This is a genomic window from Cellulosimicrobium sp. NPDC057862 (assembly GCF_042797035.1).
Taxonomy (GTDB): Bacteria; Actinomycetota; Actinomycetes; order Actinomycetales; family Cellulomonadaceae; genus Cellulosimicrobium.
Window position 1 is genome coordinate 134,949 of record NZ_JBHVMH010000008.1, and the last position, 26,171, is coordinate 161,119.

22 protein-coding genes are annotated in these 26,171 nt (G+C 74.3%); 9 read left to right on the top strand and 13 right to left on the bottom strand.

The window, feature by feature from the left end:
- Positions 1-84 precede the first annotated feature (84 nt).
- A complete protein-coding gene (locus ACFVN3_RS12215) occupies positions 85-2,298 on the top strand; it encodes an exo-alpha-sialidase (RefSeq protein ID WP_378233102.1) in 2,214 nt (737 codons plus the stop codon).
- Positions 2,299-2,341: 43 nt separating this feature from the next.
- Here the strand turns inward: ACFVN3_RS12215 and ACFVN3_RS12220 are convergent, their stop codons facing one another.
- From ACFVN3_RS12220 to ACFVN3_RS12260, 9 genes are all read right to left on the bottom strand, one after another.
- Entirely contained in the window at positions 2,342-2,995 is a 654-nt protein-coding gene (locus ACFVN3_RS12220; RefSeq protein ID WP_378233104.1) for a hypothetical protein, read from the bottom strand.
- 5 nt (positions 2,996-3,000) lie between these two features.
- Entirely contained in the window at positions 3,001-4,371 is a 1,371-nt protein-coding gene (locus tag ACFVN3_RS12225; RefSeq protein ID WP_378233105.1) for a glutamate decarboxylase, read from the bottom strand.
- Between the two features lie 86 nt (positions 4,372-4,457).
- Positions 4,458-4,778 carry an SHOCT domain-containing protein gene (locus ACFVN3_RS12230; protein ID WP_378233106.1) on the bottom strand — a complete coding sequence of 107 codons (321 nt, stop codon included), beginning with the start codon at positions 4,776-4,778 and terminating at the stop codon, positions 4,458-4,460.
- Positions 4,779-4,802: 24 nt separating this feature from the next.
- Complete coding sequence (locus tag ACFVN3_RS12235) at positions 4,803-5,279, bottom strand: DUF6325 family protein (RefSeq protein WP_378233107.1); 477 nt, start codon at positions 5,277-5,279, stop codon at positions 4,803-4,805.
- 118 nt (positions 5,280-5,397) lie between these two features.
- Entirely contained in the window at positions 5,398-7,764 is a 2,367-nt protein-coding gene (locus ACFVN3_RS12240; protein ID WP_378233108.1) for an arylsulfatase, read from the bottom strand.
- Positions 7,765-7,919: 155 nt separating this feature from the next.
- On the bottom strand, positions 7,920-10,154 hold the full coding sequence (locus tag ACFVN3_RS12245) for an AAA family ATPase (protein WP_378233109.1): 2,235 nt from the start codon (positions 10,152-10,154) through the stop codon (positions 7,920-7,922).
- Positions 10,155-10,204: 50 nt separating this feature from the next.
- On the bottom strand, positions 10,205-10,585 hold the full coding sequence (locus ACFVN3_RS12250) for a carboxymuconolactone decarboxylase family protein (RefSeq protein WP_378233110.1): 381 nt from the start codon (positions 10,583-10,585) through the stop codon (positions 10,205-10,207).
- A 208-nt stretch (positions 10,586-10,793) separates the two neighbouring features.
- On the bottom strand, positions 10,794-13,397 hold the full coding sequence (locus ACFVN3_RS12255; RefSeq protein WP_378233111.1) for a TIM-barrel domain-containing protein: 2,604 nt from the start codon (positions 13,395-13,397) through the stop codon (positions 10,794-10,796).
- A gap of 181 nt (positions 13,398-13,578) precedes the next feature.
- Positions 13,579-14,958, bottom strand: a complete 1,380-nt coding sequence (locus ACFVN3_RS12260) for an ABC transporter substrate-binding protein (protein WP_378233112.1) — start codon at positions 14,956-14,958, stop codon at positions 13,579-13,581.
- 309 nt (positions 14,959-15,267) lie between these two features.
- On the opposite strand from ACFVN3_RS12260, the gene ACFVN3_RS12265 reads away from it, so the two are divergent.
- The 3 genes from ACFVN3_RS12265 (at position 15,268) to ACFVN3_RS12275 (ending at position 18,220) form a co-directional block, all read left to right on the top strand.
- Positions 15,268-16,398, top strand: coding sequence for a LacI family DNA-binding transcriptional regulator (locus ACFVN3_RS12265; RefSeq protein ID WP_378233113.1), 1,131 nt, complete (start codon positions 15,268-15,270; stop codon positions 16,396-16,398).
- A 64-nt stretch (positions 16,399-16,462) separates the two neighbouring features.
- Positions 16,463-16,921: an SRPBCC domain-containing protein gene (locus ACFVN3_RS12270; RefSeq protein ID WP_378233114.1), complete on the top strand. Its 459-nt coding sequence runs from the start codon at positions 16,463-16,465 to the stop codon at positions 16,919-16,921.
- A gap of 123 nt (positions 16,922-17,044) precedes the next feature.
- On the top strand, positions 17,045-18,220 hold the full coding sequence (locus ACFVN3_RS12275) for a YihY/virulence factor BrkB family protein (protein WP_378233115.1): 1,176 nt from the start codon (positions 17,045-17,047) through the stop codon (positions 18,218-18,220).
- Positions 18,221-18,226: 6 nt separating this feature from the next.
- On the opposite strand, the gene ACFVN3_RS12280 is transcribed toward ACFVN3_RS12275, so the two are convergent.
- The 4 genes from ACFVN3_RS12280 to ACFVN3_RS12295 form a co-directional block, all read right to left on the bottom strand.
- Entirely contained in the window at positions 18,227-19,867 is a 1,641-nt protein-coding gene (locus ACFVN3_RS12280) for an MFS transporter (protein ID WP_378233116.1), read from the bottom strand.
- Positions 19,864-20,901, bottom strand: coding sequence for a glutaminase A (gene glsA / locus ACFVN3_RS12285; RefSeq protein ID WP_378233117.1), 1,038 nt, complete (start codon positions 20,899-20,901; stop codon positions 19,864-19,866). The genes ACFVN3_RS12280 and glsA overlap by 4 nt, the downstream gene beginning before the upstream one ends.
- A gap of 182 nt (positions 20,902-21,083) precedes the next feature.
- Positions 21,084-22,055 carry a LacI family DNA-binding transcriptional regulator gene (locus tag ACFVN3_RS12290; protein ID WP_378233118.1) on the bottom strand — a complete coding sequence of 324 codons (972 nt, stop codon included), beginning with the start codon at positions 22,053-22,055 and terminating at the stop codon, positions 21,084-21,086.
- Between the two features lie 138 nt (positions 22,056-22,193).
- The gene (locus tag ACFVN3_RS12295) at positions 22,194-22,712 is read right to left on the bottom strand and encodes a VanZ family protein (protein WP_378233119.1); all 519 of its coding nucleotides are present in this window, start codon (positions 22,710-22,712) and stop codon (positions 22,194-22,196) included.
- A 56-nt stretch (positions 22,713-22,768) separates the two neighbouring features.
- Between ACFVN3_RS12295 and ACFVN3_RS12300 the strand changes: the two genes are divergently transcribed.
- The 5 genes from ACFVN3_RS12300 to ACFVN3_RS12320 all read left to right on the top strand — a co-directional run bounded on the left by ACFVN3_RS12300 (position 22,769) and on the right by ACFVN3_RS12320 (position 26,166).
- Positions 22,769-23,638 carry an MBL fold metallo-hydrolase gene (locus tag ACFVN3_RS12300; protein WP_378233120.1) on the top strand — a complete coding sequence of 290 codons (870 nt, stop codon included), beginning with the start codon at positions 22,769-22,771 and terminating at the stop codon, positions 23,636-23,638.
- A gap of 101 nt (positions 23,639-23,739) precedes the next feature.
- A complete protein-coding gene (locus ACFVN3_RS12305; protein WP_378233121.1) occupies positions 23,740-24,003 on the top strand; it encodes a helix-turn-helix domain-containing protein in 264 nt (87 codons plus the stop codon).
- Complete coding sequence (locus ACFVN3_RS12310) at positions 24,000-25,397, top strand: type II toxin-antitoxin system HipA family toxin (RefSeq protein WP_378233122.1); 1,398 nt, start codon at positions 24,000-24,002, stop codon at positions 25,395-25,397. Before ACFVN3_RS12305 ends, ACFVN3_RS12310 begins: the two co-directional genes overlap by 4 nt.
- A gap of 17 nt (positions 25,398-25,414) precedes the next feature.
- Complete coding sequence (locus ACFVN3_RS12315) at positions 25,415-25,789, top strand: methyltransferase domain-containing protein (protein WP_378233123.1); 375 nt, start codon at positions 25,415-25,417, stop codon at positions 25,787-25,789.
- A complete protein-coding gene (locus ACFVN3_RS12320; protein WP_378233124.1) occupies positions 25,786-26,166 on the top strand; it encodes a VOC family protein in 381 nt (126 codons plus the stop codon). The genes ACFVN3_RS12315 and ACFVN3_RS12320 overlap by 4 nt, the downstream gene beginning before the upstream one ends.
- Positions 26,167-26,171: the final 5 nt, after the last annotated feature.

Here is a 26,171-nt window from a genome sequence, read left to right on the forward strand (position 1 = left end):
GTCATTTGTTCAAGCGTCCTCGGCAGCGTCGCCGCGTTCCACGCCGTACCACCGCCGCGCCGAGCACCGACCGGAAGGAACGGCATGATCGGACACCTCCGCAGACCCGCGCGCCGCGCGCTGACCCTCGCCACCGCGCTCGCGCTCGGGGTGGGCGGCGTCGTCGTCCCCACCACGACGGCGGCGGCCCACCACACCGCCCTCGCGCCGGACCACGACCTCGCTGCCGCGACCGGCGGCCCGGGCACGTACACCGAGCAGCAGCTCGCGACCAACGGCCAGGGCGGCTTCCCCAACTACCGCATCCCGGCGCTCACCGTCGCACCCAACGGCGACGTCCTCGCCTCCTACGACGGCCGCCCCACGGCGGCCGACTCCCCCGGTCCGAACTCGATCCTCCAGCGCCGCTCCACCGACGCGGGCGCCACGTGGGGTCCGCAGGAGGTCGTCGCGGCCGGGAAGGCCACCGCGCCGATCGAGGGCTACTCGGACCCGAGCTACGTCGTCGACCGCGAGACCGGCACGATCTTCAACTTCCACGTGAAGTCGTACGACCAGGGTTTCGGCGGCTCCCAGCCGGGCGTCGACCCGACCGCGCGCAACGTCATCCACGCGAACGTCTCCGCCTCGACGGACGACGGGCGCACGTGGACGCACCGCACGATCACCGCGGACGTCACGGCCGACCTGGGCTGGCGCTCGCGCTTCGCCGCCTCGGGCCAGGGGATCCAGCTCCGCTACGGCGAGCACGCGGGGCGCCTCGTGCAGCAGTACACGATCATCAACGGCTCGGGACAGTTCCAGGCCGTGTCCGTGTACTCCGACGACCACGGCGCCACGTGGCAGGTCGGGACCCCCGTCGGCACCGGCATGGACGAGAACAAGACCGTGGAGCTCTCGGACGGGCGCGTCATGCTCAACTCGCGCGACTCGGCGCGCTCGGGCTTCCGCAAGGTGGCCTACTCCACCGACGGCGGCGTCACGTACGGCCCGGTGACCCTCGACCGCGAGCTCCCCGACCCGACGAACAACGCCGCGATCGTGCGCGCGTACCCGAACGCGCCGCAGGGCTCCGCCGAGGCCAGGGTGCTCCTCTTCTCGAACGCGGCGTCGCAGTCCGGCCGCGTCAACGGCACGGTCCGCGTCAGTTACGACGACGGCGAGACCTGGCCGGTCGCGCGCGTGTTCCAGCCGGGAGGCATGGCGTACTCGACGCTCGCGACGCTCCCCGACGGCACCGTCGGCCTGCTCTACGAGCCCGACGGCGGGAACGGCGGCATCCGGTTCGCCAAGCTCGACCACGACTGGCTCCTGGCAGCGCCCAGCGGCACGCCGGGCGACATCGAGGTCACGCGCGCGAGCGTGACGAGCACTGCCCCCGCGGGCGGGTACGGCGTCGGCGACGTCGTCACGTACTCGTTCACCGTGACGAACCTGTCCGACGCCGTCACGACGGTCTCCCCGACCGGGGACCTCGAGCGGTTCGACCCGGCCCAGGGCGCGCCGAACTGCCGCTACCGGGACCTCGCCCCGCGCGCCGCGTACACGTGCACCTCCGCGCGGCACACGGTCACGCAGGCCGACCTCGACGCCGGGCTCTTCGCGCCGAGCACGACCTGGACCTCGACCTCCGGCGCGACCGTCACGACGGTCGAGCACGAGGGTCCCGGCGTCTACTTCGGGGCGCCCGGGAACATCTCGGTGCAGGGCGCGCACGCGAACCCGCAGGAGACGTACGTCGTGGGCGACGTCCTGCGCTTCACCTACACGGTCCGCAACCTCTCGACGGCGGCGACCTCGGTGGTCCCGACCGGGAACCTCGCCGGCCTCGACCCCGCGAACGCGGCCCAGAACTGCCGCTACCGCACCCTGCCGGCCGAGGGCTCGTACACGTGCACGTTCGCGCACCACGTGGTGACCCAGGCCGACCTGGACCGCGGGTCGTTCACGCCGGGCACGACGTGGACCTCCACGTCGGGGTCGAGCGTGACCGTCGTCGAGCTCGACGGTCCGACGGTCGAGCTCGGCCGCGCCGTCTCGCTCGACGTACGGGCGGCGAGCCGCTGCCTCGCGGGACGGGCGTACGTCGCCGTCACCGCGCGCAACACCGGGGACGCCCCGGCCGACGTCACGCTGCGCACGCCGTTCGGCGAGCGCACGGTCGCGGACGTCGCGCCGGGCAGCTCCGCCTACCAGTCGTTCGCGGTCCGCACGGCGTCGGTCGACGCAGGGACCGCGAGCGCCGCGGCCGGGTCGGGGTCGGTCGACGCGGACTACGCGGCGGCGACCTGCGCCTGACCGGACGACGCACTCCCGGCCGGGTGACGCACCGCGACGTACGTCACCCCGCCGGGAGCGCGTCGCTCGGCGCGGGCGCGTCGACCGACCGCCGCGACAGCAGCGCCGCGACGAGGAAGCACACCGCCCCGACCAGCGTGCCGGCGTCGTCCCACCACGCGCTCACGTACGTGCCCGTGGCGGGCGAGACGTACGCCCCGACCGCCGACGCGCCGAACGCGACGGAGCCGACCAGGTTGAGCCACGTGCCGTGCCACGTCCGGGCGTCCGTGTCCCACAGGTGCCCCCGGTCGCGCGTCGCGACGACGGCGAACGCGGAGGACACGAGGAACGCGACGGAGCCGTAGGCGTCCGGCTTCCAGCCCGCGCCGAGCGCCGTCGGGTCGTCGACCGCGGCGACGAGGGCCGCCGTCGTGCTCACGTTGAAGCACAGCGTCCCGACGAGCTGGGCGGCCGCGGCCCACCAGTCCCAGCGGTCGGCCGGGTGCGTCCCGGGGCGCGGCGGCCGCCGCCCGCTGAGGCCGAGCTGCACGAACGCGGCGGCGGTGAAGAACACGGCGCCGACGACGAACGTCACGTTCGTGGCGACCGCGCCGACGGCGTCGGCGTAGGGCGGGAGCGCCCCGACGAGGAAGCACAGCGACCCGACCGCGAACCCCCACGCCTCGCGCCGCAGACGACGCTGCCGCCGGTCCACGACCGTCAGTGGTGGAAGCCCGAGCGCCGACCCTCGGCGGGCATGGGGGACGTGAGCCCGTCGAGCCACTCCGTCTCGACCCGGATGTCCTCGAGGAGGTCGTCCGCGAGGTCGCGGCTCACGCCGTTGCGCACGACGATCCGCTGGACGGTGAGGTCCGCGAGGTCGTCGGGCATCGGGTACGCGGGGACGAGCCAGCCCTTCATGCGCAGCCGGTCGGACAGGTGGTACAGGTCCCAGTTCTCGGTGTGCCCGGGCTTGAGGCGCCACGCGAAGACGGGGATGTCGGACCCGTCGTTCCACAGGTCGAACGCGCCGATGTCCTCGATCCCGTGCGCGAGGTACTTCGCGACGTCCTGGCACTCCTGCTGGATCGCGGTGTAGCCCTCCCGTCCCAGCCGCAGGAACTGGTAGTACTGGAGCAGCACCTGGGCGCCGGGCCGGGAGAAGTTGAGCGCGAGCGTCGGCATGTCCCCGCCGAGGTAGCTCACCCGGAAGATGAGCTCCTCCGGCAGGGCGTCGAGCGTGCGCCACACGACCCAGCCGACCCCGGGGTACACGAGCCCGTACTTGTGGCCCGACGTGCTGATCGAGTGCACGCGCTCCAGGCGGAAGTCCCACTCGATCTCCGGCTGGAGGAACGGCGCGATCATGGCGCCCGAGGCGCCGTCGACGTGGATCGGGACGTCGAGGCCCGTGCGCTCCTGGAGCGCGTCGAGCGCCGCGGCGATCTCCTGCACGGGCTCGTACATGCCCGTGTACGTCACGCCCATGATCGCGACGACGCCGATCGTGTTCTCGTCGACGTACTTCTCGAGGTCGCTGCCGTCGAGGCACGGGTGCTCCTCCGAGATCGGCACGTACCGCGCCTCGACCTCGAAGTAGTTGCAGAACTTCTCCCAGCACACCTGCACGGCCGAGCTCATGATGAGGTTCGGCCGGTCCGCCGGCTTGCCCGCGGCCCGACGCGCGAGCTGCCACCGCCGCTTGAGCGCGAGGCCCCCGAGCATGCACGCCTCGGAGGACCCGATGGTCGACGTGCCGATGCACGCCTTCACGTCGGGCACGTTCCACAGCGACGCGAGGATGCGCCAGCAGTTCTCCTCGACCGCCGCGGTCCGCGGGTACTCGTCCTTGTCGACCATGTTCTTGTCGTAGACCTCGGCGTAGAGCCGGTCCGCCTCGTCGCCCATCCACGTCGCGACGAACGTCGCGAGGTTGAGGCGCGAGTTGCCGTCGAGCATCACCTCGTCGTGGACGACCTGGTAGGCGGACGTCGGCTCCATCTCCGCGTCCGGCATCGTGAAGCGTGGCGCGACCGCCCGCACGCCGGCTCGCGTGTAGGTCGGGCGCAGGACGTGCTGCTCGTCGGTCATGCTGGTTCCTTCCGGAACGCCGGGGGCCGGCTCGGTCGAGGGTGGTCGCCGTCCCGGTCGAGCGGCCGGGACGGCGAGAGGGCCGGTCAGCCGGCGAGGATGCGCGCCTTCTGCGCCTCGAACTCCTCGGGGCTGAGCACCCCCTGGTCGCGCAGCGCGCCGAGCTGCGTGAGCTGCGCGATGCGCGCGTCCATGTCCGGCGCCGCCGCGGGCGCGGGCGCCGGGGGCGGCGCGTAGGTCGGCTGCGGAGCCGCGTACTGCTGCGGGGGCGCGGCGTACTGCGGCTCCTGCGCGCTCTCCTGGGCGGCCCAGCGCCCCGCCTGGCGGCGGGAGACACGGTTGGAGACGGCGGTCGCGGTTCCGGCGACGACGGCGGTGCGCGCGACACCGCGGATCAGTCCAGGCACGGGATCCTCCTTGGGGCGGCCGGATCAGGCGTCCGGCTCGGTGGCGTCCAGCGCCGCGATGAGCGCCTGGACCGGGATGCGCCCGCTCGCGACGAGCTGGGCGCCGTTACGGCGCAGGGCGGTCGCGAAGGGCGCCGCCCAGACGTTCTCGTAGACCAGCACGACGGCCGTCATGCCGGGCTCGACGGCGCTCGCGGCCTCGTCGAGGTCGTCGTCGCCGAGCAGGCCCGACCTCGACCCCTCGAACACCGCGAGCTCGGTCGACCCGTCGTCGAGCTCCTCGAGCCCGATGCCGACGACGCTGCCGTCCTCCTCCCGGCGCACGACCACGAGGTCGAGCACCCGGATGATCCCCCGGTCGACGAGGTCGACGAGGTGCGGGAAGGCCTTGTCGCCCGTCGCGCGGTCCGTCGGGAGCTCGATGACCAGGAAGTCGATCGGCCCGCTCTCCTCGAGGTCGCCGAGCTCGCTCCCGACCCCGTCGCTGAGTTCCTGCGTCATCGTCGCGTCCTCTCCGCGTCCGTCCCGCGCGGCGCGCGCGGGTCCGTCCTCAGGCTTGCCGTCGCCGGCGGTCGCGTCCTCACCCAGAACGAGTGAACTCGCGACCGGCGGATCCTCCCTAGCGCTCGGCGCCGTCGCTCGCGGGCAGGAGGTACTCGACGTGCACGGCGTCGATGCGGCCGTCGAGCGCGAACGGCATGCGGTCGGCGTACGCGCGCGACACCGCGCCGCCGTACGCGCGCCCGACGTCGAGGCAGTCGTTCGCGGAGAAGAGCAGCGGCGCGCTCACGGGGACCGTGCCCGAGCCCACGTCGTCCCCGTCGACCCGGAGGACGACCTCGAGCGGGCCGGCCGGCCGCGGCTCGACGTACGTCGTCACGACCTCGACCGTGCGTTCGCCGGCCGCGAGCGGCGCGCTCGACCGCACCACGGTCCGCTGGACGAGGAACAGGTTGTACTCGTAGGTGAGGACGCCGTCGAGCAGGAAGCACGTGAGCCCGCCGCCAGCTCCCCCGAGCTTGTAGAGCACGCCGTTCGCGGCGTCGGGCACGGTCAGCCGGATCTCCACCCGGTTGGGGCGGTTGCCGAGCGCGGGTGCGCAGAACTCGGGGACGCGCACCGTGTCCCCGGACAGGTCCCACTCCGTGTACGGCGGGCTGATCCGGTCCTCGGGGTGGATCGCCGGCACCCACAGGCCCCCGCCCACGGGCAGGACGTCGTTGCGGGCGGCCTCGATCGCGAACAGCTCCTTGAGCTGGGCGAGCTTCTCGGGGTGCTCCGCGGCGAGGTCGTGCGCCTGGCTCCAGTCCTCGTCGAGGTGGTACAGCTCCCAGGGGTCCTCGTCCGGGGTCCAGGTCCGGATCCCGGCCGGCATCCCCTGCACCCACGGCAGCCGCGGGCCGGTCGCCGACGCCATCCAGCCGTCGGCGTAGATCGACCGGCTGCCCATGATCTCGAAGTACTGCGTCCGACGGCGGCCCTCCGCGGCGGCGTCGTCGATGGAGTACGCGAAGCTCGTGCCGTCGATCGGGTCCTGCGGGACGCCGTTCACCGTCTCGGGGTGGGAGATGCCGAGAACCTCGTAGATCGTCGGTACGAGGTCGACGACGTGGTGGAACTGCGTGCGCGGTACCGGGTCGGGGTCGATGTGCCCCGGCCAGCTCACGAACATCGGGTTGCGCGTGCCGCCGAGGTGGGACGCGAGGAGCTTCATGCCCTGGTACGGCGACGACCCGGCCCACGCCCACGCGGCGTGGTACTGGTTGTCCGTCGCGGGCGTGCCGAGCGCGTCGAGCCCGCCGAGCTCCTCGAGCGCCGTGATGTGCTGCTCGACGGTCGACGGGATCCCGTTCTGGGCGAGCAGCTCGCTGATCGTCCCGTTCTGCCCCTCGCCCGACGAGCCGTTGTCGCCCCAGATGTAGACGACGATCGTGTCGTCGGCGTACCCCAGCCGCTCGACCTCGTCGAGGAGCCGCCCGGCCTGCACGTCGGCGTGCTCGCCGAAGCCCGCGGCGACTTCCATGAGCCGCGCCTGGAACGCCTTCTGGTCGTCGGGGATCTCGTCCCACCCGGCGAGGCTCTCGGGCCGGGGCGTCAGCTCGGCGTCCTCGGGCACCCAGCCCGCCGACTTCGCGCCCGCGAGCGCTCGCTCCCGGTAGACGTCCCAGCCGTCGTCGAACGCCCCGGCGTACCGGTCTGCCCACTCCTTCATGATGTGGTGCGGCCCGTGCAGCGCGCCGGTCGCCCAGTAGACGAAGAACGGCTTGTCCGGCGCGTTCGCCTTGTGGTCGCGCAGCCAGCGCATCGCGTCGTCGGCGATGTCCTCGCTGAGGTGGTAGCCCTCCTCGGGGGTCCTCGGCGGCAGCGTGGGGGTCGTGTTGCGTACCAGGTGCGGCTCGTACTGCGACGCCTCGCCCGCGAGGAAGCCGTAGAAGTACTCGAACCCGTAGCCGGTCGGCCAGCGGTCGAACGGTCCGGACGAGGTCGTCTCCTCCGCCGGGGTGTTGTGCCACTTGCCCCACGCGCCGGTCGCGTACCCGTACTGGCGCAGCACCTCTGCGATCGTCGCGCTGCTCTTCGGGATGTGCCCCGAGTAGCCGTCCCAGTCGTTGGCGAGCTCCGCGATCTGCCCGTTGCCCACGCGGTGGTGGTTGCGCCCGGTGAGCAGCGACGCGCGGGTCGGGGAGCACATCGCGGTCGTGTGGAACCGGTTGTACCCGATGCCGTTCGCACGGACCCGGTCGAGCGTCGGCGTCCGCACGGCGCCACCGAGCGTCGTCGGGAGCGCGGGACCCGCGTCGTCGATGAGGATGACGACGACGTTCGGCGCGTCCGCGGGCAGGTGGCGCTCCGGCGGGCGCGGGGAGTACGTGGACTCCTGGATCGTCCGCCCGGCGACGCTCCCCGACCGGGGCGGGGGGAACGGCAGGGACCGCTCGGCGGGCAGCGGCGGTCCGACGACCGTCCGGCGGGGCTCGTCACTCATCGTGCCTCTCCTGTCTGTCCAGGACCTCACGGACGGCGCGGGCGCGGGCGCGGCCTCGCCGACGACGCGTCGACCGTAGGTCCGCCGCGGCCGGGAGGGCATCACGCAGATCGCGCGAACGACGGCGCGGTGGTTCGCCCGGCACCGGGCGCGGCTCAGCTCCCGAGCAGCCCGAGCGTGACGGCGCGCTCGACGGCGGCGCCGCGCGTCGTCGCGCCGAGCTTGCGGTAGATCGCGCCGACCTGGGTGCTCACGGTGTTGCGGGAGACGAAGAGCCGACGGCCGATCTCGGCCATCGTGAGGTGGGTCTGGAGGTACGGCAGGAGGCGCAGCTCGGCCGGGGTGAGCGGCGGGGCACCGCGCGTCGCGGCGACCGTCTCGAGCCGGGCGCGGAAGGCGGCGACCTCGCCCGCCAGGAGCCCGACGCGCGGGCGGCGGCGCAGCACCTCCGCGGCCTCGGCGGCGAGGTGCGACGCCGTCGTGCGGTCGCCGAGGGCCAGGCACGCGTACCCGAGCTGGAGCCTCACGCGCAGCGCGAGGTACGGCATGACGTACGTGCACGGCACGCGGGCGCGCATCCCGCGGGCGACGAACCGCTCCGCCGCGGTGTGCTCGCCCCGGTGCGCGGCGACGCGGGCCCGGACGGCGAAGGCGATCGCGGTGGTCGAGTAGCCCTCCATGTGGTGGGCGTCGACCGTGTCGACCGCGGCGCGCGCGTGCCGCTCGGCGTCGTCCCACCGCCCGTCGTCGAGCGCGAGGACGCCGAGCTCCGCCTCGCTGAGGAGCACCGAGTCCGGGTTCCCCGCCTCGGTGCCGCAGGCCACGGCCTCGACGAACGCCTCGCGCGCCGCGGCGCGGTCGCCCACGAGCAGGTGGGCCGAGCCCAGGAGGTGGAGCGCCTGGTCCCGCCACGGGCTCCACGCGGGCTCGTGCTCGACGGCGTAGGCCGCGCACGCGAGGGACGCCTCCGGCCCGTCGACGCACATGGCCGCCCGCACCTGGCAGCGGGCGGACTCGAGCGCGACGCGGTCCTCGTCGGGGAGGAGGCCGGCGTCGAAGCCGTCCAGCACGGCGGCCCACCGCTCGGCCGCCGGGGACTCGCCGAGCAGCAGCGCGCGCCACGCGGCGACGACCGTGAGCTCGGGGAACGCCTCGACCACGGCGTCGCCGAGGGTGTCGAGCCAGCGTGTCACGACGGCCACCCCGCCGTCCTGGTACGTCGCCAGCGCGAGGCGCCCGACCAGGACGGCCGCCTCCTCGACGTCGCCCGCCGCGAGGAGGTGCTCGACCGCCCGAGCCTCCAGCCCCTCCTCGACGTGCCAGGCGGCGGCACGGCGGTGGAGCGGCGCGACGGCGTCGGGCTCGACCCGGTCGAGCTCCGCGAGCAGGAACTCGCGGAACAGCGCGTGGTAGCGGAACCAGCCGCGGTGGTGGTCGAGCGGCACGAGGAACAGGCTCGCGTCCTCCAGCTCGCGCAGCCGTTCCGCGGCGTCGGTGGTGCCGAGCACGGCGTCGCACGTCGGCGCCGAGAGCTGGTCGAGCACGGCCGTGGCGCGCAGGAAGTGCTGGGTCGGCGCGGGGAGGAGGGTCATGCACTCGCGGTACAGGTAGTCGGCGACGAACCGGTCCGTGCCCGTGAGGGACGACGGGTCCTCGCCGTCGCGCACGAGCAGCGCGCAGAGGAAGACGCCCGTCGGCCAGCCCTCGCACCGCTCGACCACGCGGTCCAGGGCCTCGCCCGGCTCGACCCCCACGGCGCGGAAGATCTCGCGCGCGCCGGCCACGTCGACCCGCAGGTCGTCGGGGCCGATCTCGACGAGGTCGCCCTGCACGCGCCGCCGCGCGTCGTACCCGGGCGCGCGGCGGCTCGCGACCACGACCTGCGACCCCGGCGGGACGCCGCCGAGCACGACCTCGAGCGCGTCCCGGCAGGCCGCCGAGCCCGCCTCGTGCAGGTCGTCGACGAACAGGACGAACGGCGTGCCGGTGCGCGCGAGCGCGGACGCGAGCAACGGGGCCGAGCGGCCGAGCATCGCGGCGCCGGTGCCGCGCATCTCCGCCGCGACGGCGGCGACCTCGGGCGAGACGGGCGCGCACGCGAGGGCGAGGAGCGTGAGCAGGGCGCCGGGGTCGTCGTCGAGCCGGTCGAGGCTGGCCCACGCGACCGCGCGGTCCTCGATGCTCGCCCACTCCGCCAGCATGGTCGTCTTGCCGTAGCCCGGTGGAGCCGTCACCACGACGACCCGCGCACCGTCGCGCCGCACCCGGTCGACGAGCGCGCTCCGGGAGACCGCACCGCGGCGCGGCGCCGGCGGCTCGACCTTGCCCGCGAGCAGCGCCGTGCTGAGATCCGGTCGCGCGGTGACCGCCTGACGGCTCGCGTCGGACACGCGAGCAGCCTAGGAGCGGCCCCGAGGGCCCTCAACCGGAGCGTGGGAAATCACCCGGGGCGCCGAGGCGTGCCGTCCGACGACGCGCCGTCGGTCGCGTGACCGGTCCCGCCACGGTCGTCCCACCCCTCGACGGGTTCCATGCCCAGGGCGAGCGCGACCCGTGGCGCGGCCGCCACGACCGTCGGCAGCCCGACGACCGGCACGACCGCCGCGAGGACGCCCACCACCTCCGCCGCGTCGACGCCGGCCTCGACCGCCCCGTCGATCTCCGCCCCGTAGGTGGGGACCGACGCGCCGACGGCGACGGCGGCCGCGATCCGCACCAGGGCCCGGTCGCGCCCGGAGAGCGCGTCGTCCCCCAGCCCGGCGCCGTCGACGACGCGCCCGTCGTTGATCGTGAGCCGCCGGAGCACCTCCGCATGGTCCACGCCGACCACCCACCCTTCCGACGCGGGCCCGGCCGGGGCCGGCCGCCCCGGGCCTGTCCCCCTGCCCGATCGCCCCTCCCCGCCAGCATGACGACGGCACGGCACGGGGTCGTCACGCAGAACGCATGACGACCACGACGGGGCTGGCCGGCGCTCGTCCGGGTGCCGCGCCGCCCCAGCACGAACGGCGCGGCACCCCGATGGACCCTCAGGCCGGTCGGACGGCTTCCGACCGGCCGGTGAGGACGTCCCCGCCGGTGACGTGCTGACCTGGCGCGCGGGCCAGGAGGATCTCGGTGAGCGCGGACTCGAGCGCGCGCGGCAGTCCGAGCGCGTACAGGTGCGACACGCGCACCGACACGGGCCCGTCCGCCGTGAGCACCCGGTGCGCGCGCTCCTTGTCGTCGTACGGGACGCGAGCACGGTCGAGCGCGGCGAGCACACGGGCGTCGACGTCGTTGTCCGCGAGGCGCGGGGCGTGACCGAGGTCGACGACGAGGCACGACGTCGGCACGACCGCCTCGACCGTGACGTGCAGCCCGCGGCCGTCGCGCTCGACGAGCGCGTCCGCCCGAGCGCCGTCGACCGTCACGACCGGTTCGGCACCGTCGGCCGTGAGCGCCGGGAACGTCAAGGTCCAGCGCCGCCGCGCGGGCACGACGCGCACGTCTCCCTCGACCGGGCCGACGACTGCCCGCCCGCTCGCCTGGTCGAACGTGACCGGGGTACGAGCCTCCGCGGGCGAGGGCGACCTGTCCGCCCAGGCCCACGCTCCGGCGTCGGCTCCCACCGGCAGGCCCTCCGCGTCCTCGACGAGGTCGAGGGCGCCGTCGGCCCCGACGACCACGAGGACCTCGAGGTGCTCCGGGTGCGCGACGCCGTTGCTCGGGACCGTCGCGCCGTCGAGCGGCACGACCGCGCCCGACCGCGCGAGGACGGGGATGCCCGACAGGTCGCGGTGCAGCCACGTCTCGCGGCCGCCGTCGTAGACGAGCCCGCCGAGCAGGTCGACCCACGTGCCTTCCGGGAGCCACGCGCGCACCGCGGCGACCCCGGCCTCACGGTCCGCGGGGGCGGTGACGGGAGCGACGACGAGCTCGGACCCGAAGAGGTACTGGTTGCGTGCCGCGTAGGCCTCGGGCTGCTCCGGCCACTCGTGGTAGAGCGGCTGGACGAGCGGCACGCCCTCGCGCGCGGCCCGGACGTTCATCGTGTGGAGGTAGGGCAGCAGGCGGTGGCGCAGGCGCAGCGCCGCGACCTGCGCGTCGCGGGCCTCGGGGCCGAACGTCCAGGGCTCCTTGCGCGTGAACGGGTTCCCCGCGGAGTGCAGGCGCAGGATCGGGGAGAAGACGCCGTGCTGGACCCAGCGCGTCGCGAGCTCGTCGTCCCTGGTGCCGTGCATGTGGCCGCCGACGTCGTGGCTCCACCAGCCGTACCCGATGTTGCTCGCGGTCGCGGTGAAGTAGGGCTGGAAGTCGAGCGACTCCCACGAGATCACCGAGTCGCCCGAGAACCCGACCGGGTAGCGGTGGCTGCCCGGCCCGGCGTACCGGGAGAAGGTCAGGGCGCGCGTCGCGCGTCCCGCGGCGGCGCGCGACGCCGCGCCCGCGTTGTCGAGGTAGTGCACGTGGTTGAGCATCCACAGCGGGTCGACGCCGGGCACGCGCGAGACCCCGCCCTGCTGCCAGTCGACCCACCAGAAGTCGACGCCGTCGCGCTCGAGCCCGCGGTGCAGCACCTCGGCGTAGGCACGGAGGAAGTCGCGGTCGGTCGCGTCGAACGCGATGGGCTCACCGCCCTCGGGGTCGCGACCGAGCGCGGCAGCCATCGCCGGGTAGGCCTCCTCGAACGCGCGGACCCCGTCCGCGGGGTGCACGTTGAGCGTGACGCGCAGGCCGTCGTCGTGCAGGGACCGCAGGAACGCCGCCGGGTCGGGGAACAGGTCGCGGTTCCACGAGTACCCGGTCCAGCCGCTCCCGTGCCGGGGGTCGACGTCGGTCACGTGCCAGTCCATGTCCAGCACCGCGACCGACAGCGGGACGCCCTCGCGACGGAAGCGCCGCACGAGCTCGGCGTACGAGTCGGCCGAGTACCGGTGGAAGCGGCTCCACCACGTGCCGAGCGCGTACCGGGGCAGCACCGGCGGCGGCCCGGAGAGCGCGTAGAGCGCCCGCAGCGCGGCCCGGTAGTCGTGCCCGTACGCGAAGACGTACAGGTCCTGGCGCGACCCGTCGCGCGGGGCGACCCAGCCGTCGTCGTCCAGGACGAGGCCCGCCGAGTCGTCGATCACGGCCCAGCCGTCGCGCGAGACCACCCCGGGGCCCAGCGGGACCGGGCCGTCCGCCTCGTCGAGCGTGCGCGCCGTCCCCCCGAGGTTGCCCGGCCCGTTCCCGACGGCGTCGGGCTCCAGCGGGACCGCCGTCGCCGGGACGCCCGGCCCGCGCTGCCCGTACCGCCACACGCCGTGGTAGGCCGAGTGGGCGCCGAGCACCTCGACGCTCAGCCCGCTCGCGCTGAACGGCCCCCCGTCGTACCGCAGGCGCAGGCGGTCCGTGACGACCTCGACCCCGTCCGCGGACCCGGTGCCGGCCCAGGTGCCGGACCGGGTGCCGGACCGGGTCACCCGGAAGTCCGGCACCGGCAGGTCGCGGTGCAGCGCGAACGCCGACGCGCGGTCCTCGAACACGCCGTCCTCCGCGCGCTCGAGCCGCACGAGCCCGTCGGCGAGCACCGTGATCCGGAACCCGTCGCCCCGGATCGTCGCCTCCGGGCGGGCGACGGGGCTGGTCGGGATGCGGGGCGGGAAGGTCATGTGCGGCGGTCCTTCAGGTGGCGGATGGTGGCACGGACGTCGGAGCGGTCCCGACGGGCGTGCCGTACCCGGGGTCATCGGCCGGCACGGTGCCGAACCCGGGGATACGGGTGGGTTCGACGCCCGAGGGCGCGGCAACCCCGGGTTCGGCGACCGGCGCGAGAGCCGCGGAGCGGGGCGGTCAGCCCTGGGCGGCGTCGAGGAGCGCCTGGGCTTCCTCCTGCACCTGGGCGACGAGCGCGTCGATGTCCGCGTCCTCGTCGGTGAGCACGGCCTGGACGACCGGGTCGAGCAGCGCGTAGATCTCCTGCGTCGAGCGCGCGGGCTCGGGGACGACGGGCTGGTCGAAGATGTTCTCCGTGTAGGAGCTCATCTGGTCCACCGGCACGTTGACGTACTCCGCGGTCCAGGCGCGCGACTCGAGGTACGTCTGCTCGTCGAAGACCGGGAGCTCCGGGGCGCCGACCGGCTGGTCGTTCGCGACGGCGGTCTCCGCGTCGAGCCTCGCCGCCGCCTCGTCGGTGAGCTTCTCCATGTAGTAGAAGTCGATCCACTCGACGCCGGCCGCCTGCTCCTCGGGCGAGGCCTTCGCGCTCACCGCGGCGAGCGTGCCGCCGCCGAGGACGCCGCCGTCGCCGACCAGGGGGATGACGGTGAGCCCGTAGTCGTCCGGGTTCATCGCGTTCTGGGTGAAGAGGTTGCCGTAGTTGCCGCCACCCGAGACGTACATCCCGATCTGGCCCGCGGCGAAGTCCTGGTTGATGCTCCCCCAGTCGTAGAGGAAGTTCGCGCCCATGGAGTCGTCCTCCCAGCGCAGCGCGTGGAGGTACTCGAGCGCCTCGGTGACCTCGGGGGTGTCGATCGTCGACGTCGCGGTCTCGCCGTCGAACTCCTGGACGTCGCCGCCGAACGCGTTGGTGAGCGTCGTGAGGATCCAACCGCCCGTGTTACCCGACGTCATGGTGGCGTAGCCCGCGACGCCCGTGGTGTCCGCGATGGTCTTCGCGTCCTCGCGGACCTCCTCCCACGTGGTCGGCGGGTCGTCGGGGTCGAGCCCGGCCTGCTCGAACAGCGTGCGGTTGTAGTGCAGGCCCTGGCTGTAGGCGGCGATGGGGACGGCCCACATCGAGCCGTCGGCGGCCTGGCCGGCCTGCGCGACGTTCGGGTTGAAGTCCTCGGCGTACGGGAGCTCGGCGACGAGGTCGCTGATGTCGGCGATCTGCTCCCGCTCGATGAGGCCGCGGCCGTCGGTGAACGGGATGGTGAAGACGTCGGGGAGCGTGCCGCCGGCGAGCTCCGTCGCGAACGTCGTGCCCTCCCACGTGTACTCGCGCGCCGTGACGGTGATGTCCGGGTGCTCGTCCTCGAACTGGGCGACGCGCTCGTCGAACTTGGCTCGTGCGTCGTCGTCCAGGCCGGCGTCGATCGAGACCTCGATCTCGACGGCGCCGCCGCTCGCGGCATCGTCGCCCTCGGCGTCGTCGCCGGTGCTGCACGCGGTCAGGGTGAGGACCAGGGCGCCGGTGAGCGCGAACGCGCCCGCCGTGGTTGCTGACTTCATCGTCTCTCCTCGGTGAGGACTCCCGCGGCCATGATGGCCCACGGTCTGCTGGGTCGGTTCCCGCGCCGCCCCTCGGAGCCGTGCGGACCGTCCCGCTCAAGCGTCCGTCCCCATCGTGGTTTAGCGCTACATGTTTAACGCTAAACGCACCTAGGATCGGGCGTCAAGGAGCTCGGTGGTCACGAGATGGTCACGGACCCCCGGCGCGAGACCGTCGGGACCGGTGCCGCACGACGACGTACCGTCGACTCCCCGGGCTGCCCAGCGTCCGCCCCACGCCCCGACTCGACCGAAGGAGCCGCGCCGCCGATGGCCCGCGTCACGCTCAAGGACATCGCCCGTGAGGCGGGCGTGTCCGTCATGACCGTCTCCAACGTGGTGAACGGCAACCTCGGCCGCGTCTCCCCCGCGACCGCGCGCGAGGTCGAGCGCATCGTCGCCGCGCGGGGCTACGTGCCGAACGGCCCGGCCCAGAGCCTCGCCGCCCGACGCACGCGGCTCGTCGGGCTCCTGCTGCCCGACCGCGCCGACGGCGGGAGCCTGCTCGGCAGCCCGCACGACGTCGCCGTCGCCGGGGCCGTCGAGGCGCGCCTGCGCGAGCGCGACCACCACCTCATGCTCCGCGGCGTCACGCACCACCGCGACGTGCTCGACTCCGTGCAGCGCTGGAACCTCGACGGGATCGTCGTCATGGGCTTCACCGACGACGAGCTCGCGGCGCTCGACCTGCCGCGGGGCGTGCCCGCCGTCGTCGTCGACACCTACGTGGACGCGCCCGGCGCCGCGACCGTGCGCGCCGACGACTTCGAGGGCGGGCGGCTCGCGGGCGAGCACCTGCGCGGCCTGGGTCACCGCGAGGTCGTGCTGTGCGGACCGGTGGGCACGACGAGCCAGGTCGTCCGCGAGCGCCTCGCGGGCTTCCGCGCGGGCCTCGGGCTCGAGCCGGCTGAGCCGGGCGCGCCCGACCGCCGCACCCCGGCGGACGGAGAGGCGCGGGACGCGGTCCGCGACGAGTCGGGTGGCGGCGTCGTGCTGCACGTCGTGCCGGCGAACACGACGTACGACGACGGCCTCGACGCCGCCGCGCGGATCACCGCCGAGCATCCCGGCGCGACGGCGGTGTTCGCCACGGCGGACGTCCTCGCCGCCGGGATCTCGCGCGGGCTGGCGCAGGCCGGGGTCCGTGTGCCGGACGCGGTGTCGGTCGTCGGGTTCGACGACGCCGAGATCGCGCGGTACGTCGACCCGCCGCTCACGACGGTCGCGCAGGACACCGTGCTCAAGGGACGCACGGCGGCCGACCTCCTCCTGGACGCGCTCGACGACGGCGCGTCGCGGCCCCGGCGCGCGGGGCCCGAGACGAGGGGCGAGGGGCCGACCGGCGTCACGCGCATCGACGTCGCGCTGGTCGAGCGACGGTCGACCGCAGCCGCGCGGTAGCCCCGGTTGCCGACTCCCGGCATCGGGGTCACGGTCGAGAGGACGCACCCGTCAGGAGGACCCCGTGGCCGCCGTGACCGCACCGCTCGTCAAGACCCTCGACGTCCCCGCCCCGCCGGAGCACGCGTTCGCCGTCTTCGTCGACGAGCTCGCGGCGTGGTGGCCGCTCGGCGCGTTCTCCGTGGGCGGCGAGACCTCGACCGCCGCGTTCGAGCGCGACGCGGACGGCCGGGCCGTACGGCTCGTCGAGACGCTCGCCGACGGCACGACCGCCGACTGGGGTCGCGTCACGCGCTGGGACCCTCCGCACGCCGTCGCCTTCACGTGGCACCCCGGGGAGCGCGCCGACGCCGCGACGGACGTCGAGGTGACGTTCTCACCCGCCGGGGAGGGGTCCGACGTCGTGCTCACGCACTCCGGCTGGTCCGCCCGGCACGACGGCGCCGGGGCCCGTGCGCGGTACGACGACGGCTGGGACCTGGTCCTCGCTCCGTTCGCCGAGCGTGCGGGCGCGTCGCGCTGACCGGCCCCGGCTTGCGGGCGGAGCGGACCGCCCCGAGCGTGGTGAGGGTCCGGGACGGGCCGCGAGGCCGGTCCGCCGACGCGAGCGTCGTGCGCCGAGGCGACGCCCACCGAGGAGGCCGCCATGACCGAGAGCAGCAGCGGACGCCGCACGTCCGAGACCGCGACGGACGCCGAGGCCAGGCCTGCCCCTGACGCCGAGCGCAAGCCCGACTCCCCCACCGACCTGCACAAGCCGTCGTGGGGGTTCGCGCTCAAGGGTGCGGTGCGCGAGTTCATGGACGACCAGTGCACCGACCTCGCCGCGGCCCTCACGTACTACGCCGTGCTCGCGTCCGCGCCCGCGCTCCTGGCGCTCGTCTCCCTGCTGGGCCTCGTGGGCGACGGGGAGAAGGCCGTCGACTCGGTGCTCACGAGCGTCGAGGGCGTCGTGCCACAGACGACGCTGGACATGATCGCGCCGCTCGTCGAGCAGGCCGCGAACACCGACAAGGCCGGGTTCGCGCTCGTCATCGGTGTCGTGCTCGCGCTGTGGTCCGCGTCGGGGTATGTCGGCGCGTTCGCCCGGTCGATGAACCGCATCTACGAGGTCGAGGAGGGGCGCCCCCTCTGGAAGCTGCGCCCCGTGATGCTCGGCGTCACGGTGATCACCGTGATCCTCGCGGGCCTGGTCGTCGCGAGCCTCGTGCTCTCCGGACCGATCGCGCGCCAGGTGGGCGAGCTCGTCGGCCTCGGCGACACCGCGATCGCCGTCTGGCAGGTCGCGAAGTGGCCGGTCGCGCTCCTGCTCGTGGTCGTCCTCGTCGCGCTGCTCTACCACCTCACGCCCAACGTCAAGCAGCCGAGGTTCCGCTGGGTCAGCCCCGGCGCGGTCCTCGCGATCCTCGTCTGGATCATCGCGTCGGCGGGCTTCGGGCTGTACCTCGGCAGCGGCTTCAGCAGCTACGGCGCGACCTACGGCACGCTCGCCGGCGTCATCATCTTCCTGCTGTGGCTCTGGCTCACGAACCTCGCGCTTCTTCTCGGGGCGGAGCTCGACGCCGAGGTCGAGCGCAGCCGGGAGCTCCAGGGCGGGCTCGAGGCCGAGGAGCGGCTCCAGCTCCCGCCGCGGGACACGCGCGCGAGCGACAAGAAGGCGGCCAAGCGCGAGGAGGCGGTCGAGCAGGCGCGCGCGCTGCGCCAGAGCAGCGGGCGCTCCGCCGACGCCGACACCCGGGACGACGGCCCCGGCCGGGACACCGAGCGCGGGCCCGGGCGACCCGACGGCGGGCACGGCGACGCCGGCCACCGCGGGGCGTAGGGCGGGCTACCGGGCAGGCGCGGGGTCCGGGATCTCGTCGGGCCGGTAGCGCGGCAGGCGGCTCGCAGGGAGGATCGCCGTCGCGCTGACCCCGGCGAGGATGAGGAGCCCGATCCGCAGCGTGCCGAGACGCACCTCCTCGTTGAGCGCCACGGCCGCGTCCACCTGGGCGGGCGTGGCGTCGGTGCCGGCGAGGACCGTGCGCAGGTCGTCGTTGCTCACGAAGTTGACGGTGTCCAGGTCGACCTGGGCGACGAGCGACGGCGGCAGCTCGGGGTGCTCGACGACGGCGCGCCCGACGCTGAACGACAGGATCGTCACGAGCAGCGCCCCCGCGAGCGCGGTGCCGACCGCCGAGGCGAGGTTCTGCGTCGTGCCGCGGATCGAGCCGACGTCGCCCGCGAGGGTCTTGGGCGCCGCGGTGACGAGCACGTTGAACACGAGCGTCACCAGGGCGCCCTGGCCGATCCCGAAGACGACGAGGCCGAGGATCGTGGGCAGCGTCTCCCAGTTGTTGGTGACGACGAGCGACAGCCAGAGCAGCGCGACGGTGGTCAGCGTGAAGCCGAAGACCCCGATCGTGCGCGGCGGGTAGCGCCGGTAGAAGCGCACGACGAGCGTCGCGGTGACGAACACGGTGAGGTTGAACGGCATCATCGCGAGCGCCGTGTCGAACGGGGTGCGGCCCTGCACGATCTGGATGTAGAGCGGGACGGTGAAGTTCAGCGCGGCCTCGAGCGCGACCACGACGAACATCGCGTACACCGCGGCCCGCTCGCTCGGGCGCGCGAGGACGGACAGGTCGACGAGCGGCACCTTGCCGGCGGCGGTCCGGCGCCGCGTCCACCAGAAGAACGTCTGCCCGAGCACGACGCCGAGCAGCACGAGCAGGGGCGCGGGCGAGACCCCGACGAGGTCGAACGGCGCCCCCGGCGAGGCGAAGAACAGGCCCCAGGCGTTGAGGTTGTTGAAGCCCAGGGTGAGCGCGACGACCGCCGCGCCGATGAGGACCGCTGCCACGAGGTCGATCCGGATGCCGGGGTCGCCGGCGTCGGAGCGCAGCCGGAAGCTGAGGACGAAGACGGCGACGGCGAGCGCCAGGACGATCGCGAAGGTGGGCCGCCAGCCGATGAGCGTCCCGAGCGCGCCGCCGATGAAGAACGCGCTCATGCCCGAGACCGCGCGGGCCGAGCCCAGCGAGCCGATCGCCGTCGCCTGCTGGGGTCCGCGGTAGTTCTCCGCGATGAGGGCGACGAGCGCGGGGACGATGATCGCGGCCGAGGCACCTGCGACGGCCTGGCCCGTGATGGCCCACGCGACGGTCGGCGAGAGGATCATGAGCAGCGCCGACCCGGCGAACGTCGCGACGACGACGCGGAAGATCGACACCCAGCCGATCCGCTGCCCGAGCTTCGCCCCGGTCATGACGAGCGCGGCGACGGCGAGGCCGTAGACGACGATCGTCGTGCTCGCGACCGTCGGCGGGACGCCGAAGTCCTCCACCATGCCGCCCAGCGACACCGGCAGGGCGGCGACGTTGAACGACATGAGGACCTGCGCGAGGAACAGGCCGACCATCGGTACCCACGACCGGCGGTCCTCGGTCGCCGGTGCGGCGCTGCTGTCGACGACGTCCCGGGTGCTCACGAGGCCGGGTCCCTTCTCTCGGTCGGGCGGGTGGGCGTCACGGGGACCTGCGGGGACGACGCGAACAGGTTGAGACCGAGGGTCCGCGAGAGGTACGCGGTCGCGCGCTGCCCGCGCACGCTGTTCCCGGCCGGGTCGAGGGGTGGGGAGTACGTGCCGATCGCCCCCTTGCCGGGCGCGACGGCCACGATCCCTCCTGCCACGCCGGACTTGGCAGGAAGGCCGATCTCGAACAACCACTCCCCCGAGCGCTCGTACATCCCGGTCGAGGCGAGCACCGCGAGCGTGTCCCGGCACACCTGCGCCGAGACGACACGCTCGCCCGTGACCGGGTTGACCCCGCCGTCCGCGAGCGTCGCCCCCATGACCGCGAGGTCGCGCGCGCTCACGCGCAGCGCGCACTGCCGGGTGTAGACGTCGACGACCTCGAGCGGGTCCACCTCGATGCGCCCGTAGCTCTCCAGGAGCCGGGCGATGGCCTTGTTGCGCATGTTCGTCGCGGACTCCGAGCGGTACACCTCGCCGTCGAGCTCGAGCGACCGACCGGCGAACCGTGACAGCCCGGTGCGCACGTTCTCCCACTGCTCGGCGAAGGACGCGCCGGGCACGAGGGCGGTCGTCGCGAGTGCGCCCGCGTTGACCATGGGGTTGCGCGGGTGCCCGTCGTGGAGCTCGACCGCCATCACGGAGTTGAAGGCGAGGCCCGTGTTGTCCACCCCGACCCGTTCGAGCACGCCCTCGTGCCCGTAGGCCTCGCACACCAGCGCGTAGACGAACGCCTTGGAGATCGACTGGACGGAGAACTCGACGTCGGCGTCGCCCACGGCGTGGACCGCGCCGCCCGACTCGGCGACGCACACGCCGAACAGCGACCGGTCGGCCTCCGCGAGGACGGGGATGTAGTCGGCGACCGCACCGTCGTCGTTCCCGCGGTAGCGCTCGTGCGCCGCGCGGACGTGCTCCTCGACGCGGTCCCAGCCCGGGAGCGACCCGGTCGCGACCTCCTGCTCGACACCGTCGACGTCCAGACCCATCCCGTCCCCTCCGTCCGGATCGTCCGAGACGACCACGCGCGATGCTGCCACGTCCCCCCGCGGGGCGCAGGACGAGGCGGACGCAGGCGGACCGTGTCCGCGCGGCGCCGGTGCGCGTCAGACCGTCCTGAGACCGCGACGGACGAGCGGGCGGCGGCCGGTGGCGCGAGCCCGACCGCGCCTCAGGCGCTCGTGCGGCGGACGACGACGGACGGGAACGTGCGCTCGTCGTCGCGGCGGCGGTCCAGGAGGGCAGCCGTCGCCGCGGCAGCGATCCGCTCGACGGGGTGGGTCGCGGTCGTCAGGCCGGGACCGGCCTGCTCCGCGAAGGGCTGGTCGTCGAACCCGGTGACGGCGACGTCGTCGGGCACGCGGACGCCGTCCTCCGCGAGGGCCCGCATCGCTCCGACGGCGAGCGTGTCGCTCATCGCGACGAGCGCGTCCACGCCTGGCCAGCGCCGGCGCGCCTCGCGGGCCGCCTCCGCGCCCGCGAAGGCCGTGAGGTCGGCGGCCACGACGCGGCGCGGGACGCCGGCGGCGCGCACGACCGCGTCGTACGCCTCGACGGCCCGTTGCGCGCCAGGGAGCCAGCCCGGCCCGGTGAGCATGACGACGTCGCGCCGCCCGTCGGCGAGCACGTGCTCGACGAGGGCGGTGATCCCGGCCGCGGCGTCGACGTCGTAGGAGGGCACGCGGCCGTCGGCGGGACCGATCGCCGCCACGCGGGAGAGCAGGGTGCGCGGCACGCTCGCGAGCACCTCGGCCGAGTAGTCGACGAGGAGCACGCCGCCCACGCCCGGGTCGCGCGCGAGCCGGGCCAGCTCGTCGCGCGGGTCGCGCCCGAGCCACCGCAGCGCGACGCCGACGCCCTGGGTGTCGGCGGCGCGGCTGGCCGCCGCGTCCACGCGCGCGACGTAGGGGTCCCCGAGCAGGTCCGCCGACGGCGACCCCACCGCGACCACGACGCGCTCGCCCCGGCCGCTCGCGAGCGACCGCGCCCCGGGGTGCGGCACGTACCCGAGCTCCTCGACGGCGGCGAGGACGGCGCGGCGTGCCGCGTCGGACACGGGACCCGTGCCCCGCACGACGCGCGAGGCCGTGGACCGCGAGACGCGGGCCGCCGCGGCGACGTCGTCGAGCGTGGTGGGCGGCATGGCGATCTCTCCTGAGCGTGTCCTGTCGGCGGTGACGGGCGGCGCCCGGAGCACCACGCTAACCCGCGGAGGGGTCTGGGTGGAAGCGTTCCCACGGTCATGTCGGGGTGTGGTGGGGACTCGAGCAGGGGTACCTCCTCAGGACCGGCGCGCGCCGGGGAGGGAGCCCGGGTCCGCCACGCGCTCCCGGCGGGCCGCGAGCCGGAGCGCCACGACGGCGAGCCCTGCGCCGAGCAGCGCCCCGATCGAGTTGGAGAGCCAGTCGTTCGTGTCGCACGACCGCCCGAGCGCCGGGACCAGCGCCTGGACCACCTCGACGAGCGCGGAGGCGGCGACCCCGCCGAGGAGCGCCGCGAGCGGCCTGCCCAGCGCGACCGCGGCGAGCAGCACGGGCGGCACGAACAGCACGACGTTCGCCAGGAGCTCGACCCGCCCCGGGGTCGGCAGCGACCAGCTCACGGTGCAGACGGCGAAGAGCTCGCGGTCCACCGGCACGAGCGTCAGCAGGAGCACGGGAAGCAGGGAGACGGCGAACAGCACCCACGCGAGCGGCCGGCGTCCGGCCAGCCACGCGCCCACGAGGGGACCGGCGACGGCGAGGACGACCAGAGCGAGCGGCGACAGCCAGGGGTGCGCGACGAGGACGGTGGAGATCATGGGGGCGTCAGTCTCGCAGGTGACGCGTGTCGGCGGGGCACGGTAGACCTGTGCCCATGACGACGACGCCGTCCCCCGAGCCCCTCGCGCCCGACTCCGCCGCCTCCCCCGAGGAGTGGTGGATCTGCCGCACGTGCGCGGTCGAGCACGCCGAGCGACCCGACGTGTGCGCCATCTGCGCCGACGAGCGCCAGTGGGTCCCCGCGAGCGGGCAGGCGTGGACCACGCTCGCCGAGCTCGCCACAGCCGGCGAGCGCCTCGTCCTGGGGGAGCTCGAGCCCGACCTGTTCGGCCTGTCGAGCGAGCCGAGCGTCGGCATCGGGCAGCAGGCCAAGATCGTGCGCACCCCCGCGGGCAACCTCCTGTGGGACCCGCCCGGCTACGTGGACGACGACGCCGTCGCCCGGGTGCGCGCGCTCGGCCCGGTCGTCGCGATCGCGGCGAGCCACCCCCACATGTTCGGCGTCCAGGTCGCGTGGAGCCGCGCTCTTGGCGACGTCCCCGTGCTCGTCGCCGAGGCCGACGCGCACTGGGTCGCGCGGCCCGACCCGGTCATCGAGACCTGGACCGGCGAGCGCGAGGTGCTGCCCGGCGTCGTCCTGTCGCAGCCGGGCGGCCACTTCCCCGGCAGCGCCGTCGTGCACTGGGCGGCCGGAGCCGAGGGCCGGGGTGTGCTGCTGTCCGGCGACACGATCTTCGCGAACCCCGACCGCACGTCCGTGAGCTTCATGCGGTCCTACCCCAACCGCATCCCGCTGTCCGCCGCCGTCGTGCTGCGCGTCGCCGAGCGCGTCGCGCGCCGCCCGTTCGAGCGGCTCTACAACAACTTCGAGGGCGTGATCCCGGCCGACGCGCGGGAGGTCGTGCTCCGCTCCGCGCAGCGTCACGCCGCCTGGGTGCGCGGCGACTTCGACCACCTCACCTGACGGTCGCCGCCTGCGTGCCCGTCGACGAGAGTCATCGCTCCGTGACATGGATGGAAGTCATAGATCCATGACTTTTTCCCATGTCACGGTACTATGACTTGATGAGGTCCATCGCGAACGAGATCCAGCTGGGCGCGGCCCTGCGCGAGCGTCGTGAGCACGCCGGGCTCACCCAGGGGCGCCTGGCTGGGCGCGCAGGCGTCTCGCGCGCCTTCATCATCGACCTGGAGCGCGGGCGGCGCCCGCGTGCCGAGCTGGGCCGTGTGCTGGCCGTCATGCGCGCGCTCGACGCGGCCATCACGCTCGTCGACGTCGAGCACCGCGACACCGAAGACGTCCTCAACGAGCTGCTGGGGGAACTGTGAGACTCGCCTTCGCGCTGTACGGCCGGGTCGCCGGCATCATCGCGCGCGACGGCGGGGCCACCACCCTGCGCTACACGCCCGAGCACATCGCCCTGCGCGAGCCGACCCCGTTGTCGTTGTCGATGCCCGTCACCTCCACCACGTACCGCTCCCGTCCCGTCGAGGCATACCTTCGCGGCCTGCTGCCCGACCACGAGGCGGTGCGCGAGCGCTGGGCCAGGAAGGCTGGCGTGCGCCCCGGCAACACTCTCGGTCTGATCGCCCACGTCGGCATGGACGTGTCCGGCGGTGCGATCCTCGCACCCGAGGGCGAGATCGGCGACGCGATGGCCCGTCCTGGGATGCTCGTCCCGGCGAGCGAGGCCGACATCGCCGAGCGCCTGCGCCGCGTCCGTCAGGACGAGGCCGCCTGGCAGGACGACGAGGACGACGAGCACTGGAGCCTGGCAGGCGCGCAGTCCAAGTTCACGCTCGCCAGCACCGGCACGGGCTGGGCGTTCCCCGAGGGCAGTGCGCCGTCCACGCACATCGTCAAGCCCGGCATCGGTCGGATCCGCGCCCAGTCGTTGTCCGAGCACGTCAGCATGCGCGCGCTGGCCATCGCCGGACTGTCGGTCGCCGAGACCCGGTACCTGAGGTTCGAGGACCAGGACGCGATCGTCGTGACCCGGTTCGACCGCCGCCAGGCGCGCTCCGGCGCCATCGCTCGGATTCACCAGGAAGACCTGGTCCAGGCCTTCGCGATGGACCCGCGCCGCAAGTACGAGGCCGACCAGGGCCCGGGGGTTCAGACCATCGCGGACCTGCTCCGCGGCACCGCGGGCCAGGCATCCGTCGAGCGGTTCGCCCGCGCGGTCATCGCCAACCAGATCCTCGGCGCGCCCGACGCGCACGGCAAGAACTACGGAGTGCTGCTGGTCGGTGCGAGCGCCACTCTCGCTCCGCTGTACGACGTGGCCACCGGTCTGATCCCGGACGCGACCGGTCGGCTGCGCTGGACCAAGGGCGCCATGTCGATCGGCGGCGAACGCGGGTTCGGCGACGTCGAGCGCGGCAACTGGGAGAAGTTCGCCCGAGCTGTCGGACTCCCGCCCGAGCAGGTTCTCGACTGGGTCGATGAGCTCGCCACGTCGATCCCGCCCTCCTTCGAGCAGGCGGCCCATGAAGTCGTCGCGCCCGACGCGGACTTCCTGGCCGGCACGGTCGCCAGGAACGTCGCAGCGGTCGCCGAACAGACCCGCAAGGGCCTGGCGTCAACACGCCGGACCGGCGGGCGAGTCGTCGCCCCGTTTCTCCGGGCGCCCTTCGGGCAAGGCCGCGCGCACGCCGACTCCACGTCCAGGTCGCCGGCCGCCGACGGTCAGGACGAGCAGTGGGGCGCGTCCGGGGCGTGACGGCGACGCCGGATCGCGTGCTCCAGCACGTCCCGGACCCCGGCCCCGCCGTCGACGAGGTCGCTCGCGTGCTCCGTCCGGGCGGGCGCGCCGTGCTGGCAGAGCCCGATGGGGGAACCCTCGTGGTCGACGGGCCGGACCGCGCGACGACGTACGCGTACCAGGCGTTCGTGGTCGAGGAGGTGGTGCGCAACGCGTGGCTGGGCCGACGGCTCCCCGCGCTCGCGCAGCGCGCGGGGAGCCGGGTACCTCGACCCGGACGCGTACGAGGGCTGGGTCGCGCACCTCACCACCGCGCCGTTCTTCGCGTCGGTCACCCTGTTCGTGGTGGTCGCCGACCGCTGACCGAGGGCGCGTCCGTGTGGGTGGCCCGCGCGACGATGACCGCATGAGCAGCCACGTGCACGGCATCCACCACTCGATCGACTACGTCGAGCTCCCCGTGACCGACCTCGCGGCGGCGCAGGCGTTCTACGGCGCGGCGTTCGGCTGGGAGTTCGTCCCCTACGGTCCCGGGTACGCGGGGATCCGCACGGCCGCGGAGTCGGGTGGGGACGAGGCGGGCGGTCTGCGCCTCGCGGAGGCGGGCGACGTGTCGCGCGGCGGTCCGTTCGTCCTGCTGTTCTCCGCGGACCTCGACGCGACCCTCGCCGCCGTGCAGGGCGCGGGCGGCCAGGTCGTGGAAGGGCCGTACGAGTTCCCCGGCGGCCGTCGCTTCCACTTCCTCGACCCGAGCGGCAACGAGCTGGGGGTCTGGGCGACGTCCTGAGGACG

Bases quoted from the DNA above. Each gene is read 5' to 3' on its own strand.
- ACFVN3_RS12290 (WP_378233118.1), bottom strand. From the start codon at position 22,055: ATGCCGCCCACCACGCTCGACGACGTCGCCGCGGCGGCCCGCGTCTCG.
- ACFVN3_RS12300 (WP_378233120.1), top strand. From the start codon at position 22,769: ATGACGACGACGCCGTCCCCCGAGCCCCTCGCGCCCGACTCCGCCGCC.
- ACFVN3_RS12305 (WP_378233121.1), top strand. From the start codon at position 23,740: ATGAGGTCCATCGCGAACGAGATCCAGCTGGGCGCGGCCCTGCGCGAG.
- ACFVN3_RS12295 (WP_378233119.1), bottom strand. From the start codon at position 22,712: ATGATCTCCACCGTCCTCGTCGCGCACCCCTGGCTGTCGCCGCTCGCT.
- ACFVN3_RS12275 (WP_378233115.1), top strand. From the start codon at position 17,045: ATGACCGAGAGCAGCAGCGGACGCCGCACGTCCGAGACCGCGACGGAC.
- ACFVN3_RS12225 (WP_378233105.1), bottom strand. From the start codon at position 4,371: ATGACCGACGAGCAGCACGTCCTGCGCCCGACCTACACGCGAGCCGGC.
- ACFVN3_RS12235 (WP_378233107.1), bottom strand. From the start codon at position 5,279: ATGACGCAGGAACTCAGCGACGGGGTCGGGAGCGAGCTCGGCGACCTC.
- glsA (WP_378233117.1), bottom strand. From the start codon at position 20,901: ATGGGTCTGGACGTCGACGGTGTCGAGCAGGAGGTCGCGACCGGGTCG.
- ACFVN3_RS12240 (WP_378233108.1), bottom strand. From the start codon at position 7,764: ATGAGTGACGAGCCCCGCCGGACGGTCGTCGGACCGCCGCTGCCCGCC.
- ACFVN3_RS12320 (WP_378233124.1), top strand. From the start codon at position 25,786: ATGAGCAGCCACGTGCACGGCATCCACCACTCGATCGACTACGTCGAG.
- ACFVN3_RS12215 (WP_378233102.1), top strand. From the start codon at position 85: ATGATCGGACACCTCCGCAGACCCGCGCGCCGCGCGCTGACCCTCGCC.
- ACFVN3_RS12265 (WP_378233113.1), top strand. From the start codon at position 15,268: ATGGCCCGCGTCACGCTCAAGGACATCGCCCGTGAGGCGGGCGTGTCC.
- ACFVN3_RS12255 (WP_378233111.1), bottom strand. From the start codon at position 13,397: ATGACCTTCCCGCCCCGCATCCCGACCAGCCCCGTCGCCCGCCCGGAG.
- ACFVN3_RS12260 (WP_378233112.1), bottom strand. From the start codon at position 14,958: ATGAAGTCAGCAACCACGGCGGGCGCGTTCGCGCTCACCGGCGCCCTG.